Origin of the sequence: Algoriphagus aquimarinus (genome assembly GCF_007997215.1) — a bacterium.
Classification (GTDB): domain Bacteria; phylum Bacteroidota; class Bacteroidia; order Cytophagales; family Cyclobacteriaceae; genus Algoriphagus; species Algoriphagus aquimarinus_A.
Genome location: NZ_VORW01000004.1, coordinates 105,025 through 120,114 on the forward strand (window position 1 = coordinate 105,025; position 15,090 = coordinate 120,114).

Below are 15,090 nucleotides of genomic sequence, written 5' to 3' on the forward strand. Positions count from 1 at the left end.
GAAGAATAGAAGATTTTTTATTTCAAAAACCATTAAATAACTGTCCGAAATGGGGAAGAAAGCAGGTATTAGTAGATGGATTGAAAATATTCAATATATCTTTCGGGATGGATTTGAGTGTGATTATCCCTGTTAAGATAAACGATGAGACGATAGTTTCTTGCTTGAAGGCTGTCTGTGCAAGTTCCCTAAGTAATTTTGAGGTGGTGGTCATACTGGATGGCTGGGAATCTCTCGATTATTTTCAAGCTTGGGAAAAAGATGTTCGAGTTCGAATTATTCCTTTTCCAAAATCTGGCCCTGCTGCATGTAGAAACTATGGTGTGAAAATCTCACATGGAACCTGGATTTCCTTTGTAGATTCCGATGTGCTAATCGAGAAAAACACCCTAGCAGTAGCATTGCATAGTTTAAGGGAAAACGGGGAGGATGGATTGATTGGGTCTTATGACAATAGCCCTTCTGCTCCTAGCTTTGTATCCAAATTCCGAAATATTTTGCACCATCATCATCATCAAAGAAATCATCATAAAGCAGGTGTTTTTTGGGGAGCTTTTTCACTCATTAGCAAGAATGCTTTTGAAGATGTAGGTGGGTTTGATGAAGATTTTGACTTGCCGAGTATCGAGGATGTGGAGCTGGGTATTCGTTTAGCTAACCGAGGTTATGTTATCCGTATTGATGCAGATATTCAAGTGAAACATCTGAAGAATTGGACTTTTTATAATTGGATGAGGACGGATATTTTTTTAAGAGCTAAGCCGTGGACAGTCCTGATGTATCGTCATGGAAAGCAAGCAGGAAATCATCTAAATACCGATTCATTGGAAAAAGTAAGTGCATTGTTCACTTTGCTTACCATAGGGTTGTTACTTTGCGGATTCAATTGGACTTGGCTCTGGACTTTGGTTCCCGTAACTATTCTAATTTTTATTTTAACTCAGTTGAGCTTTTATAGGCTTGCTTCCAAAAAATTTAGTTTTCTACCATCTGTACTAGTCCTACATCATATTTATTACATTTTCGCTCTCACAGGTTTCGTTCTTGGGGTTTTCAGTTTTAAGAAGGATATATATTCTTAATTCCCTTTTGACTTAACAATGACAGCAATTAAAAGCATGCGTTGAATTATTATATTAATGAATAAAAAGAAGATTGTTATTATAGGTGCGGGTCCTGCTGGTTTGACTGCTGCTTACGAATTGTCACAAACTGGAAAATACCATATTACTGTATTGGAAGCTGATGATCAAGTCGGTGGAATTAGTAAAACAGTGAATCATCAAGGAAACTTGATCGATATAGGAGGGCATCGATTCTTTTCAAAATCAGAGAAAGTGTTGAATTGGTGGGTGAAATTTCTCCCGATATTGGATACTACCCACCATCTTAAGATTGGCTATCATTCTGAAACCCAAAACTTAGATAATATTCTCCAGAAAAATCCCGAAGATGCAATGCTAGTTCGGAAGAGGAAATCCAGGATTTATTTCAATAAAAGGCTTTTTGATTATCCATTGAAAATAAATATTCAATTGCTGCTCAATTTGGGGATTTTCAAATCACTTAGGATAGTAAAAGGCATCGTTCATGCAAGAATGTTTCCTATAAAAGAGGAGCATAATTTGGAGGATTTCTTCATCAATAATTTTGGCAAAGAACTATATCTAACATTTTTTAAAGATTATACTGAAAAGGTATGGGGAAAGGCTTGTACAGATTTGAGTTCTGAGTGGGGGAGGCAGCGCATCAAAAGTTTGAAGGTGAGGGATTTGGTCAAGCATAGCGTTAAGAAAATCTTTATCCCGAGAAGTGCCAGAAAAGAAAATACTCGATCATTGATTGAGAAGTTCTTGTATCCAGCAAAAGGTCCTGGTATGTTGTGGGAGAAGGTAGCAGATTCTTGTCAGGATGCGGGTGTTGAAATTCTCTTTCAGTCTAGATTGTCTAAACTTCATATAGAGGATGGATCAGTAAATAAGGTGAGCTATTATTCCACCTTAGCGCCTGGGAATGAAACTGAACTGGAATGTGATGCGGTTTTTAGTACCATGCCGATTAAAAACTTGTTTGAGTCCATTCAGGAAGATGTACCAGTAGAAATTGCAGAAATAGCAGCGCAATTAGAATATAGAGATTTTATGATTGTGGGGTTGGAGCTTAAGAAACTCAAGCTTGAGCAGGAAAAGGGCAAGTTGATTAAAGATAATTGGTTGTATATCCAGGAAGGGAATGTCAAGGTGGGAAGACTTCAGATTTTCAATAATTGGAGTCCTTATATGACATCGGCTGATACGGTATGGATAGGAGCAGAATATTTCTGCCAACAAAATGATGAACTTTGGGACTCTTCAGATCAAGATGTAATCAAATTTGCTTTGAAAGAACTCTCTATAATTGGGATCTTGGAAGAAGGAGAATATCTGTCGGGAAAAGTAGTTCGCTGCCCAAAAGCCTATCCTACCTATTCAGGTAGCTACCATCGCCTTAATCAAGTCATCGATTATTTAGACACCAAGGAGAATTTATTTCTTATGGGAAGAAACGGTCTGCATAAATATAATAACCAAGACCACTCGATGTTGACAGCCTTCAAAGCAGTGGAGCTTTTTGAGAAAGGCGAGCCTTCTAAAAAGGAGATCTGGGCAATAAACTCTGATGATGAATATTTGGGGTAATGCTCTTGAGTGTCGCTATCTTTTCAATAATCTTCTCTTTACAAATATTTATTCAATACCCTTATTTTAGATAGCTGACTATCTAAAATCCATTCTAAAACGATAGAGAATATTGAATAATTTTAATAGGCTGGGGGAGATTCTCTTCCTCGGTTTTTTTAATGTGATTAATTTGAGACTTTCATTATCAGACTTCGAAGTGGGATTCTTTGATAAAGGTTTCCAAGGCTTTTTGGAGCAGAGTAGTCAAAGAAGCTGCGGTAGTACTCATCTGCAAACAGCAAGGCACAAATGCCTGTGTCCGGCTGGGCATAAAAAAACCTGCTAGAAATAAATCTAACAGGTTTTGGACGCTCCTTCTCTTGGGCTCGTCCCGATAGCCATCGCGGACAAGGACCTTTTGATTAACTCATCTGTGGACTTAAACGGTATACTCTTAATTCGCAGCAGTACTCTTTTCAACTCCAAAAAAACTGCACATAAAAAAACCTGCTAGAAATAAATCTAACAGGTTTTGGACGCTCCTTCTCTTGGGCTCGAACCAAGGACCCTCTGATTAACAGTCAGATGCTCTAACCAGCTGAGCTAAGAAGGAATTTTGTGTTTCATTCGGAGCTTGTTCCGAATTGGTGATGCAAATGTAGGAGGCTATTCCATTTATTCCAAACTAGTGTCCTAAAAAACTCCATGTTTTTGGCCTATCAGTACTTTTGGTCTTCTAAATCAGAGACTTAATTTTTCAATTTTTCACTGAAAAACTATTGGCTCAACATATTGCAGGGGTATTACTCAAAACTCCGTAAGATTTGTAACTTGAGAAAGGCTTTTACAATTGTTTTACTAACTCATTATTCATGTCCAATCCAATAAATAGACGCGACTTTGTCCGTTACTCCGCTCTTACGGCATTAGGTTTGCAATTTTTACCTTTTCAAGGCCTGAGAGCAGCTACTTCAGATCGTGTTCGCGTTGCCCATATTGGTTTAGGAGGAATGGGGTTGAATCATCTGAACTGGTTTGCCAACCTGCCTGATGTGGAAATAGTAGCGCTCTGCGACGTGGATGAAAATCGTGCTAATGAAGCTTTGCTACAGCTTAAAAAAGTCCATACTAATACCAAAGCTCAGGTGTATACGGATTTCCGACATGTGTTAGATAGGCAAGATATTGACGCAGTTACTATTGCTACGCCTGATCATTGGCATGCGCAGATTACTATATTAGCTTTCCAGGCAGGTAAGGACGTATACAGCGAAAAACCCCTCTCATATTCTCAGCATGAAGGCAAGCTGATGCTAGCTTCGCAAAATCAAACAAAACAGATCTTTCAACTCGGCAATCAGATTCATGCAGGGGATAATTACCATCGTGTAGCTGAAATTATCAAATCTGGTGTCTTGGGTAAAATCAAGACAGTTCGGCTTTGGAAAAGTGGAGAACCACCAATTATTCCAGCCCTAAATTATCAGAAGCCCCCGTCCAATTTGAATTGGGACATGTGGCTAGGTCCTGCGCCTTTTTCAGAATATGCTCCTGAAAAATGCCACTTCAACTACCGTTATTTCATGGAGTATTCCGGTGGGGTTTTTCAGGATTTCTGGTGTCATATAGCAGATATAGTTTGGTGGTCTATGGAGCCGTCGGGACTTAAAAAGATAAAAGCAAACGGTGAGAGTTCGGATGGTGTTGGTGATACTCCTAAATGGATCGATGTGGATTTTAAATTCAAAAAACTTGACCTTCATTGGACATCCATACCACCCGATGTGCCCGGTGCAGCCGGTAAGGGAATTGGAGCCTATTTTGAGGGGAGTAAGGGTACTTTGGTTTGTGACTATTCCAGTCGAGAAATCAGGATTGACGGCAAGGTTATGAATGATATTCCAGAAATACCTAAAACGATTATCCGATCTCCTGGACATCAGCAAAACTTCATCGATGCCGTGAAATCCCGCAAGCAACCTGAATCCTATTTGGAGTATGCACGAAGCATGACCATGCCTATGCATTTGGCACTTATCTCTTTCCGACTAAAAGAGGAATTGAAATGGGATGCTAAAAAAGAGCTTTTCAAAAATAATGACGCTGCCAATCAATTATTGTTCAGACCATATCGAGAAAAGTGGAATCTGATAGGCGCTTGACACATCAAATAAATTGAATGGTTCTACCCTTAAGTTAGTGGAGAATAGTTCTATCTATAGTCCAATATAGAAAAGGGAGCTTTATCAGGATAAAGCTTTGAGCTATTTCTCAGTATTTTATATGATGTAATCGGCATTGAGCATTCTTTATTTTGTAAAATCTCCATTAAATTCGCGGTAGAACCAATTGAATAAATAATATTATGTATATCCGCATGAATGCACATAAATAGAATTATGTCTGGTTCTAGCCTGAAAAAATCCCCCTTACCCTCTTTAAAAAAAGGGGGAATTGCGAAATTTGAACCTCTAGCATTATTTCAAAGCACATACGTGCAGTTAAGCGGATACTCATAAATAATACAGAAAATAAACCTAATACCAATGGCTAAATATACACTAACCGTCAATGGCGGAAGCAAGGAAGTAGAAGCAATGGATGACATGCCACTTTTGTGGGTTATTCGTGATTTGCTTGGGATGAAAGGAACCAAATTTGGCTGTGGTCAGGCTCTTTGCGGCGCTTGTACAGTGCACTTGGATGGCGTGGCTGTTCGTTCTTGTTCGATTCCTATAGCTGACGTAGGGGATGGGAAAATAACCACTATCGAAGGGTTATCGGAAAACGGTGATCATCCTGTCCAGAAAGCTTGGGTACAACATATCGTACCGCAGTGCGGCTACTGCCAATCTGGACAGATCATGAATGCAGCTTCACTACTTAACTCTAATTCAAGTCCTACTGGTGAAGAAATAGAGCAGGGAATGGCGGGGAACTTGTGTCGCTGTGGTACCTACAATCGTATCAAAGAGGCAATCTTGACCGCTTCCAAGTCTGTTTAATTTTCCCAACTTAACTCCATACCCATGCTTCCAAATATTCCATTTCTCAAAAAAGGTAAAAGAGAAGATCAGAGTAAAATATTCGTGGCTTCACGAAGAGATTTTTTGAAATTAGGTTCTCTGGCTTCTGGAGGACTCATTCTAGGCGTGAGTTTCCAGTGTTCTGGTCCAAAGGGAGAAACTATGACTTTTGCTCCAAATGTGTATATCAGTATCAATTCAGAAAATGAAGTGACTTTGGTTGCTCATCGATCTGAGATGGGTACGGGTATTCGAACTTCCCTGCCGCAGATAGTAGCTGATGAACTTGGCGCTGAGTGGTCCAAGGTGAAGATTATTCAGGCCGAAGGAGATGAAGAGAAATACGGCAATCAGAATACAGATGGCTCCTTTTCTGTACGAATGTTTTATGAGCCTATGCGTAAAGCTGGGGCTACGGCAAGGTATATGCTGATTGCTGCAGCTTCTTCCGAGTGGGGTGTAGAAGCTTCCGAATGCGATACCCAAGACGGTATGGTGCTTCATGCTGGAAAAGGCAAGAAAATTAGCTTTGGCGACTTAGTAGGAAGATTGAAAGATGCTCCTGTTCCTGATCCAGAAGACGTGAAATTGAGAGATTTTACTAACTATAAGTTAATTGGTACTGATGTGCCGATCTATGATCTCAAAGACATCACCAGCGGCAAAGCAGTGTTTGGAGCAGATGTGGATTTGCCCAATATGAAAATTGCAGTGATCAAGCGTAGCCCGGTTATTGGAGCCAAAGTGATTTCTTATAATGATGAAAAAGCTTTGGCAGTCCCCGGAGTAGTTCAGGTGGTGAAAATTGAAGGTTCAGGTTTTCCTCCTGGGTTGGATAAAGCGTTGGAGGGGGTGGCGGTCATTGCTGATTCTACTTGGTCTGCAATCAAAGGGAGAGAAGCGTTGGAGGTGGAGTGGGATTTAGGTGATAACCAGAATTTTAATTCTGACAAGCAACAGGCAGAAATGCTGGAGAGTACTAAAGGGAATGGTAAAGTAAGAAGAGAGCGTGGAGACTTTGATAAAGCAAGTAGATCGGCAGCTAAATCTTTAGAACGAACATTTGAAGCACCATTTTATGCTCATGCCACCATAGAGCCACCAGCTGCCATCGCTCATGTAAAAGAAGATGGCTCCTGTGAAGTTTGGGCTCCAAGCCAACATCCTCAATGGGCTAGAGATGCAGTAGCTACTGCTATTGGGATTGATTCTGCCAAGGTCAGGATAAATGTAACCTTACTAGGAGGTGGATTTGGGAGAAAATCCAAACCTGATTTTGTGGTGGAGGCAGCCCTGCTTTCTAAAGCTGCAAAAGCTCCTGTTCGAGTTCAATGGACACGTGAAGATGATCTGCATTTTGACTTTTTCCATTCACACAGCGCACAGCGTATTAAAGCGAGTTTGGATGCCTCTGGAAATCTAATAGGCTGGAATCATCATACAGTCTTTCCTGCGATCGGTTCTACAAGTAGTAAAGAAGAATTACATCCTTCTGATGGTGAATTGGGGTTAGGCTGTGTTGATTTCCCTTTTGATGTGCCAAACATCCGGATAGAATCCCATGAATCCACTGGAAATACACGGGTTGGATGGCTTCGTTCGGTTAGCAATATTCATCATGCTTTTGCCATACATTCTATGATGGATGAAATAGCGGAGGCAAGAGGCAAGGATCCCATAGAAAATGCGATAGAACTTTTGGGAACGGACAGAGATATTACCTTCCAGTCTGAAATGGTCAGTGGTGAGTTTGGGAACTATGGGGAAAAGATAGAAGACTATCCTTGGAATACGGGGAGAATGAAAAATGTCATTCGAACTGTTGCTGAAAAGTCAAATTGGACGGCCAATAAAGCTTCAGGAAAAATAATGGGCTTTGCTGCTCACAAAAGCTTTCTGACCTACGTAGCCTGTGTGGTGATACTGGAAAAAGGGTCTGGTGGCAACACTATTATTTCAGATGTGCATTATGCAGTGGATTGTGGAGTAGCGGTGAATACAGATCGGATAAGGTCTCAGTTTGAGGGAGGATCTCAATTTGCAACTAGTCTAGCAACGACCTCGGCAATTACATTTGACAAGGGACAAGTGCAGCAAAATAACTTCGATACTTATAAGATTATTCGAATGCCTGCTTCGCCAAAAAATATTCATGTACATATCATAGAAAGCCAGATTAAGCCAACTGGAGTAGGAGAGCCCCCTGTGCCTCCATTTATTCCTGCTTTGGCAAATGCCATGTATCAAATGAATGGAGAAAGGATTTATAAATTGCCTTTTAAAGTTTAATTCAGATTTGAAGACTCAACTCTATTGCATCAGATGGAGTTGAGTCTTTTCACTTTTGATCTTTCACACTGAAACCCCTTGTCATTACTTTCACATACTTCGTTTTGCGAAAGCGTAGCGCTGACCAGTCTTCATTGATTGCAATCTGGCGAACACTTTCATAATCAAATTCCCCTAAGTATTTCCATCCGGAGTCACGGTTAATCTTTGCTTGGTATCTCTTAGAGGTTCCTTTGGGGTACGCCATCCATATTTGCTCATCATTCGGAGCCTTTGCCTGCATTTCAAAGAAATATTTCTTCACTTCTTCCTCAGTTTGGACAAATGCCAACATGAAATCTGGCTTTGCTGCAGGATTGATTAATACATCTTTTCCCATGATGAAATCATTTCTTTTAATTCAGGAGGTGCATTCCAGATTTGAATGTTCATCCCATCTTTCCAAGTCATTTTCTTTAGTAGTGGATCCATATTCAGCTTTATAGAAGTAGGCTAATATAAAAATAACTAACTAAGAGCCGATTGGATAGTACGGCTGCTAAGCATTTTATTTACTTTTAGCCTGTATTCAAAGCGATCCCATGAAAACACCTATAGTAGTCTTACTCTTATTTTTTTCAGTTTCCTGTGTCAGTGCTCAGGAAGAAATTGTTACTAGCTTCGGTGAGGGAGTTGCAGTTGCGACACTGAAAGATGATGGGCTTGATGAGATTTCTGGTTTAGCATGTAGCAGAATTCTCCAAGGTTTGATTTATGTCCATAACGATAGTGGAGGAGAAGCTGCTGTATATATACTAGACTCCTTAGGGAATAATGTAGGGAAAATAGAACTCCTCGGGGCTGAAAATAGAGATTGGGAGGATATAGCCATAGGTCCTGGGACAGATGGGAAGTCCTATATTTATGTTGGAGAGATCGGAGATAATAATGCAGTTCATGATGAAATAGTTATTTATCGAATTCCTGAGCCGAGTACCCGTAACCCTACCAGCCAGATAACACCAGAAAAGACCATACTCAAATACCCCGGAGGAGCAAGAGATGCGGAGTCATTGATGGTTGATCCAATCTCTGGTGATATTTTCATTATTTCTAAGCGTGATAGTATAAATACGCTTTATCGCTTAGCAGCAGGTAAATTTGGAAGTAGTGAAGAGGAACTAGAAGAGCTTATCAAACTTCCCCTAACCAGTGCTACTGCTGCTGATATCTCTGCAGATGGCAGTCAAATTCTAGTGAAAAATTACCTTGCAATTTACTATTGGAAGAGGAATCCTGGTGAATCTATTGTGCAGGCAATGAGTAGACAGCCAATAGAATTGCCTTATTCTCCAGAGCCTCAAGGAGAGGCAATAGGCTTTTTGCCTAGCGGGAAAGCATACTATACACTCAGTGAAAAACGATTCGATTTGGAACCTGTATTGTATAAATATACTACCAAATAGTACTTATGCAGATTTCTACCACTATCCTGATGGTTCGGCCAGCAAATTTCGGCTTTAATGCTGAAACTGCTGAAAACAACTTTTATCAAGTGCCAGATAGTAGATCCGCGAGTGAAATCAGCTCGCTAGCTCTAAAAGAGTTTGATGGCTTTGTAGCGATGTTGAGAGATCAGGGCGTCAATGTAATAGTAGAGGATGATACTTCTGTACCTATCAAACCTGATGCAGTATTTCCTAACAATTGGTTTAGCACACATCCGGACGGAAAGTTGATTTTATATCCCATGTATTCTCCCAATAGAAGGTTGGAGCGAAGAAAGGATTTGATTGAGGACTTAATGAAGCGCAAGTTTAAAGTAGATGAAATTATAGATTTAAGCTTTTTCGAAGAAGATGCCCAATATTTGGAAGGCACTGGAAGCATGGTAATGGATCATCAGTCCAAGACTATTTTTGCTTGCTACTCAGAGCGTACGCATAAAATCCCCCTAGATTATGTAGGTAAGCTTCTTGGATACAAAGTAGTAGGCTTTCATGCAGTTCAGGAGGTAAATGGTGTGTATGCTCCGATCTACCATACGAATGTGATGATGCACATAGGTTCTGATTTGGCAGTGGTGTGTTTGGATAGTATCCCAAAAGCTTCTGAAAAGCAGGCTGTGCAAAAAAGTTTGACGCAAGCTGGTAAAAAAGTGGTGCCTATCACGCCAAAGCAAAAGCTTCACTTTGCAGGAAATATGCTAGAGGTAGGCAATGACGGAGGAGAGAAATTTACGGTAATGTCTGAATCAGCGCTTGATTCGCTGAATATTGGACAGATTCAACTTATAGAAAAATACTCCACCATCATAAGCCCTTCTATTCCCACCATCGAAAAATTGGGAGGGGGAAGTTCACGTTGTATGATGGCAGAGATTTTTTTGCCTTTCGACGAAAGTTTCCTTTCTGTGAAATCTAAGAGTTAGAGTTACTCCACTATTGGATCTACTTTCTTTTTTCTATCCGACTCCAAACTAGTTAGATCTGTAATTCCTTTAATAGCTTCAGTACTTGAATTTGTAACTTGATCTGTAGATGTAGGTTTGATTTCCTTTTTAGCTTTCATTTTATCTTAAGTTTAAAGTTTAAAATATATTACAAGCATTCTGATGTATTTGAAATGCTTTTTAAATTTAATGAAAGTAAAATACTGTTTTTTTCTAATAATAATACAATCCTATAGTTCTTAAATGGTTTTTGAACTCTATTTGGGTACATAAAGCTTTAATATTGAGCTTGATTCATTTTTTTTTTACAAATGTAAAATACTTTAAGTGAGCTTATTAGCATAAAAAAGGGTTTATAGCTTTAAGAATTGTAGTCACATCTTAAAGCTATAAACCCGGTTGGAAAAGGAAATTCCCGAAATCTATACCTGTTAAATCCCAGTATAGTTAAATGGAGAAATGACACTTAATTCAGTTTTCAATTCATCTGAAATAGGCAGATTAGAAATGAATTCTGAGATTGATTTTTCTGTGATCTTGGTGTTTGTTCTGGTAAGATCCTTAAGTGCTTCGTAAGGTTTTGGAAAGCCTTCTCTTCTCAATACCGTTTGGATTGCCTCAGCCACTACTGCCCAGTTTTCTTCCAAATCTGCATGAATAGCCGCTTCGTTAAGTTCTAATTTACCCAAACCTTTTAGCAAGGATTCAAAAGAGATCAACATATGACCAAGTGGTACACCGATGATCCTCAATACAGTACTGTCAGTCAAATCACGCTGTAATCTTGAAATTGGAAGTTTTGCAGCTAAATGCTCTAACAGGGCATTCGCAATACCCAAATTCCCTTCAGCATTTTCGAAATCAATGGGGTTGACTTTATGAGGCATTGCTGATGAGCCTATCTCACCGGCTTTGATTTTCTGCTTGAAATAATTCATGGCTACGTACTGCCATACATCCTTAGAAAGATCTAATAGGATGGTATTGATTCTTTTCAGCCCATCAAATACAGCAGCAAGATTGTCATAATGCTCAATCTGTGTAGTAGGGTAGCTTCTCTCCAGGCCTAAATATTCTCCTACAAACTGAAAGGCGAACTCATTCCATTCATAAGCTGGATATGCCACATGATGTGCATTCATATTGCCAGTGGCTCCGCCAAATTTTGCTGAGTATGGAATATGATTTAGTAGTATAAGCTGCTTTGTAAGACGAACTACGAATACTTCGATCTCCTTTCCCAAACGAGTGGGAGAAGCAGGCTGTCCGTGAGTTTTGGCCAGCATTGGAATGTCTTTCCATTCATTTGCCAGTACTTGAAGTCTGTCGATGACAGCATCGAGCTGAGGCAAAATCACTTCATTGAGACCTTCCTTCAGCATCAGTGGTGTTGCTGTATTGTTGATGTCCTGAGATGTCAGGCCAAAGTGTATGAATTCCTTGTGAGCTTCCAGTCCTAGGGCATCGAATTTCTCTTTCAAGAAATACTCAACAGCTTTCACATCATGATTTGTGATTTTCTCAGTGGCTTTGATTGTGTCTGCGTCGGTGAGAGAAAAGTCACTCACGATTGATCTAAGATTCGCGAAAAGGCTTTTATCAAAGTCCTTTAATTGTGGCAATGGAAGTTCGCATAGCGCAATGAAATATTCCACTTCTACATGAACACGGTATTTGATCAAGGCAAATTCAGAAAAATAGGCTCTCAAAGGAGCTGTTTTGCCAGCATAGCGTCCATCTACTGAAGTCACTGCGGTCAATGCATTTAATTCCATTTCTTTTAATCAATTTGGTTTTAGGAAGGTGCAAAGTTAATTTTTTGAAGCCAAAACATGGGATTTGAGCTAGCTAATTCAGAAAATTTCCTTCAAATAATTCGAACTACCATGGTATTATCTGAGTTATGATTTGCAAATAATCAGGTACAAGCCAGAATATTTGACTTTGCGGGTTAATTTTGCAACCGTTTAAACAGATAAAAGCTCAGATCAGGAATGTTCAATTTATTTAAGAAAAAGAAGGAAGAGGTAAAGGCTCCACAGTATTTACCGCTGAAAGTGAGGGAGGTAGTGAAAGAAACGGCAGATACAGTCACTTTATATTTTGAGCAACCAGAGCCGTTTCTTGATTACAAACCAGGTCAGTTTTTGACGTTGGTGATGGATTTTGAAGGCAAAGAACAGCGAAGATCTTATAGTCTTTGCACCTCGCCTTACGTGGATCCATTTCCTGGGATATCTGTTAAGCGTGTTCCAAAAGGAAAGTTTTCCAACTTTCTTAATGAGCGGGTTTTCCCAGGGAAAACAATCAATGCGCTCAAGCCCTTGGGTAATTTCACCACTGATTTCCACTCCAAAAACAAGAAACATTTCTTCTTGGTAGCTGCAGGAAGTGGTATCACACCTATCATGGGGATTTTAAAGTCCGTATTGGTGAATGAACCTAATTCTAAAGTTTCTCTACTTTACTGTAGCCGAAATGAAGATCAAATCATTTTCAAGAAGGAATTGGAATCCTTAGCAGAAAAAAATACGGAAAGACTTGAAGTGATACATAATTTGAGTCAACCGAGTGAAACTTGGACTGGTCTGAAAGGTCGTGTGACAAAGGAAACTATCCTTGAGTTTGCTAAAAAAGCTGAGTCAGAACCTGATTTCGAAAAGGAATACTTCGCATGTGGACCAGAGGGTATCATGGATAATGTAGTTTCTATATTAGATGAGTTAGGAGTTCCTAGTGAAAAAGTACATCGTGAAAGCTTCTATTCTGCAGCTGCAGATAAAGCCCATGATGACGCAGCACACGGCATTACTGGTGGATTGTTGACTAGAGATGTGAAAGTGATTTTGGAAGGAGAAGAACATGCTGTAACGGTGTCTCCTGACAAGACTATTCTGGAAGCAGGGCTTGCTCAGAATTTGAATATGCCTTACAGTTGTCAAAGTGGTCTTTGTACCGCATGTAGAGGTAGATTACTTAGTGGGAAGGTTAAGATGGACGAAGATGCAGGTTTAAGTCCAAATGAAATTGAGGCGGGCTATGTACTTTGTTGCGTATCGCATCCGCTGACTGATGATGTCAAGGTTACGATTGAGTAATTCAGGTAACCTTACAATAAAAATTATTTTGGAAATTCAAGAATTCAGGAAGGTTTATAAAAACCTTGATCAACTTATTTTGATACTTCTGGTATTGGTTTTGCCCATTTTTGGGATGATTTATTTGTACCAATCTTCCGGGAAATTAACTTGGGATCTGCCAGAATTACCACAGCTTGTAGGGCAGATTTTGTCTGGTGCAGGTATAGGTCTCTTAGTAGCTCAATACTTACTTTTTCGTAAGAAAGTGAAGGCTGTCTTCTTGACTGAGGATTTGCTGGCAAAGCTTAAAATCTATGCGAATGCTACTCGTGAACGGTATATGATCCTCTTCGTTGTTGCGTTGATTTGCTCTGTTGGTTTGCTCTTTTTCGGTTCGGCGATTTACAATTTTATTTTTGCAGGCGCACTTTTCTTCTTTTCTGTTGCTAAGCCCACTCCTGATCGAATTAAGTCTCTACTAAAGCTTTCTCAAGAAGATGCTGAGGTAATCAGATTGGCTTCTAGACCAGATTAAGGATATAGAAGTTAGACTTGTGATTAGATTATAGAGTCAAGACTCAATATCATGGACTCAATTCAGCTGGAGTAAGAATTGATGCCAAAAAAAAATCCCTTCCGAATAGACGGAAGGGATTTTTTTATGATTCTTCTGTAGAAGAAGGAGATTCTTTATCCTCTTCAGCAGGTGGAGCAACGTTCTCGCGAATACGCTCACTTGGCTTGTAAGGAACAAATCCTTCTCTTTTGAATTTGTAGGTAGTAGTTCTTGGGCCTGTTGGGTGATTAGCCAAGTCCAGCATACCAAAACCTTTGTGAGTAAATGCACCCAAACCACATTTGAATACGAAGTCCTGAACTTCAGGAGCAGCGTACAATGTAATTGGAAGTGTATAACCTCTCACTTCGTACTTTACATCCATGTCATAGACGGCATAGATTCTAGCAAATTTCTTCTGGGCTTCCTTAAGTTTATTTACATAAACCATATCAGGAACTACCTGAAACTTGTAGAAAGTCTCCATTTGCTCAGGAGTGTACCAGCCAGATCTCTCCATTCGAGTTAGCGTAGATTCGTATAGCAGATCGGAAAACTCATCGCTATCCGGGCTAATGAAACGCTTACCAGCTTCCTCATTGAATGCAGGAGTGATCAATACCAATGGGGAGATACAAACAAATTTGTTTGAAGTTTCCAAAACTGGCTCTACTTCGATTTCAGTGTATTCAGGGACCATAATTAGGTTGCCAAGCTCGATTTTTGGGGTGGCAAAAACCTGCTCTAACAGATAGTCCATGAAGTCTTCACTTTGGGAAGACAACACTAGGGTTACCAAACTTGAATAGTAATGCAAGCCACTTCTACTCACTTTTGTCTGGCCTTTCAGACCAGAAAAATTGAAATAGTTGTAGTTGTAAAACTCTTCTCTTCCACCTTTCACAATTAACCCTTTCAGGAATTGCGCCAGAATATACTGATGATGAAAAGGTAAATAGGAACCCTTGTTTTTTAGGGAAAATATTAGTCTAACTCTCACGGTAAATTAAAAATAAAATGAGACAATAAATAAGATAAAATTGTAACG

General features: G+C 39.7%; 13 protein-coding genes and 1 tRNA gene. 9 read left to right on the forward strand and 5 right to left on the reverse strand.

Annotation, left to right across the window (positions count from 1 at the left end):
- The first annotated feature begins 107 nt into the window (after nucleotides 1-107).
- Nucleotides 108-1,082 (forward strand): glycosyltransferase family 2 protein, encoded by a 975-nt coding sequence (locus ESV85_RS09200; RefSeq protein WP_146916842.1) that lies wholly within the window; start codon nucleotides 108-110, stop codon nucleotides 1,080-1,082.
- Nucleotides 1,083-1,139: 57 nt separating this feature from the next.
- Nucleotides 1,140-2,678 carry an NAD(P)/FAD-dependent oxidoreductase gene (locus ESV85_RS09205; RefSeq protein ID WP_146916844.1) on the forward strand — a complete coding sequence of 513 codons (1,539 nt, stop codon included), beginning with the start codon at nucleotides 1,140-1,142 and terminating at the stop codon, nucleotides 2,676-2,678.
- A 521-nt stretch (nucleotides 2,679-3,199) separates the two neighbouring features.
- Here the strand turns inward: ESV85_RS09205 and ESV85_RS09210 are convergent.
- A tRNA-Asn gene (locus ESV85_RS09210) sits at nucleotides 3,200-3,273 on the reverse strand.
- Between the two features lie 259 nt (nucleotides 3,274-3,532).
- Here ESV85_RS09210 and ESV85_RS09215 point away from each other — a divergent pair.
- The 3 genes from ESV85_RS09215 to ESV85_RS09225 all read left to right on the forward strand — a co-directional run bounded on the left by ESV85_RS09215 (nucleotide 3,533) and on the right by ESV85_RS09225 (nucleotide 7,975).
- On the forward strand, nucleotides 3,533-4,822 hold the full coding sequence (locus tag ESV85_RS09215) for a Gfo/Idh/MocA family protein (protein ID WP_146916846.1): 1,290 nt from the start codon (nucleotides 3,533-3,535) through the stop codon (nucleotides 4,820-4,822).
- A gap of 384 nt (nucleotides 4,823-5,206) precedes the next feature.
- Entirely contained in the window at nucleotides 5,207-5,665 is a 459-nt protein-coding gene (locus ESV85_RS09220; protein ID WP_146916848.1) for a (2Fe-2S)-binding protein, read from the forward strand.
- Nucleotides 5,666-5,689: 24 nt separating this feature from the next.
- Nucleotides 5,690-7,975 (forward strand): xanthine dehydrogenase family protein molybdopterin-binding subunit, encoded by a 2,286-nt coding sequence (locus ESV85_RS09225; protein WP_146916849.1) that lies wholly within the window; start codon nucleotides 5,690-5,692, stop codon nucleotides 7,973-7,975.
- Nucleotides 7,976-8,024: 49 nt separating this feature from the next.
- On the opposite strand, the gene ESV85_RS09230 is transcribed toward ESV85_RS09225, so the two are convergent.
- Complete coding sequence (locus ESV85_RS09230; RefSeq protein WP_146916851.1) at nucleotides 8,025-8,354, reverse strand: hypothetical protein; 330 nt, start codon at nucleotides 8,352-8,354, stop codon at nucleotides 8,025-8,027.
- A 202-nt stretch (nucleotides 8,355-8,556) separates the two neighbouring features.
- Here ESV85_RS09230 and ESV85_RS09235 point away from each other — a divergent pair, with 202 nt between their 5' ends.
- Nucleotides 8,557-9,420, forward strand: a complete 864-nt coding sequence (locus tag ESV85_RS09235) for a hypothetical protein (RefSeq protein WP_146916852.1) — start codon at nucleotides 8,557-8,559, stop codon at nucleotides 9,418-9,420.
- 5 nt (nucleotides 9,421-9,425) lie between these two features.
- Complete coding sequence (gene ctlX, locus ESV85_RS09240; RefSeq protein ID WP_223275957.1) at nucleotides 9,426-10,385, forward strand: citrulline utilization hydrolase CtlX; 960 nt, start codon at nucleotides 9,426-9,428, stop codon at nucleotides 10,383-10,385.
- Between the two features lie 2 nt (nucleotides 10,386-10,387).
- Here ctlX and ESV85_RS22275 read toward each other — a convergent pair whose 3' ends face one another.
- Together ESV85_RS22275 and purB are read right to left on the reverse strand one after the other, a co-directional pair.
- Complete coding sequence (locus ESV85_RS22275; protein ID WP_191321977.1) at nucleotides 10,388-10,525, reverse strand: hypothetical protein; 138 nt, start codon at nucleotides 10,523-10,525, stop codon at nucleotides 10,388-10,390.
- A 312-nt stretch (nucleotides 10,526-10,837) separates the two neighbouring features.
- A complete protein-coding gene (gene purB, locus ESV85_RS09245; RefSeq protein WP_146916853.1) occupies nucleotides 10,838-12,181 on the reverse strand; it encodes an adenylosuccinate lyase in 1,344 nt (447 codons plus the stop codon).
- A gap of 219 nt (nucleotides 12,182-12,400) precedes the next feature.
- Between purB and ESV85_RS09250 the strand changes: the two genes are divergently transcribed.
- Nucleotides 12,401-13,504: a ferredoxin--NADP reductase gene (locus ESV85_RS09250; protein ID WP_146916855.1), complete on the forward strand. Its 1,104-nt coding sequence runs from the start codon at nucleotides 12,401-12,403 to the stop codon at nucleotides 13,502-13,504.
- Nucleotides 13,505-13,532: 28 nt separating this feature from the next.
- Entirely contained in the window at nucleotides 13,533-14,021 is a 489-nt protein-coding gene (locus ESV85_RS09255; protein ID WP_146916857.1) for a hypothetical protein, read from the forward strand.
- A 124-nt stretch (nucleotides 14,022-14,145) separates the two neighbouring features.
- Here ESV85_RS09255 and cas6 read toward each other — a convergent pair whose 3' ends face one another.
- On the reverse strand, nucleotides 14,146-15,042 hold the full coding sequence (gene cas6, locus ESV85_RS09260; protein WP_146916858.1) for a CRISPR-associated endoribonuclease Cas6: 897 nt from the start codon (nucleotides 15,040-15,042) through the stop codon (nucleotides 14,146-14,148).
- Between the last annotated feature and the right edge of the window lie 48 nt (nucleotides 15,043-15,090).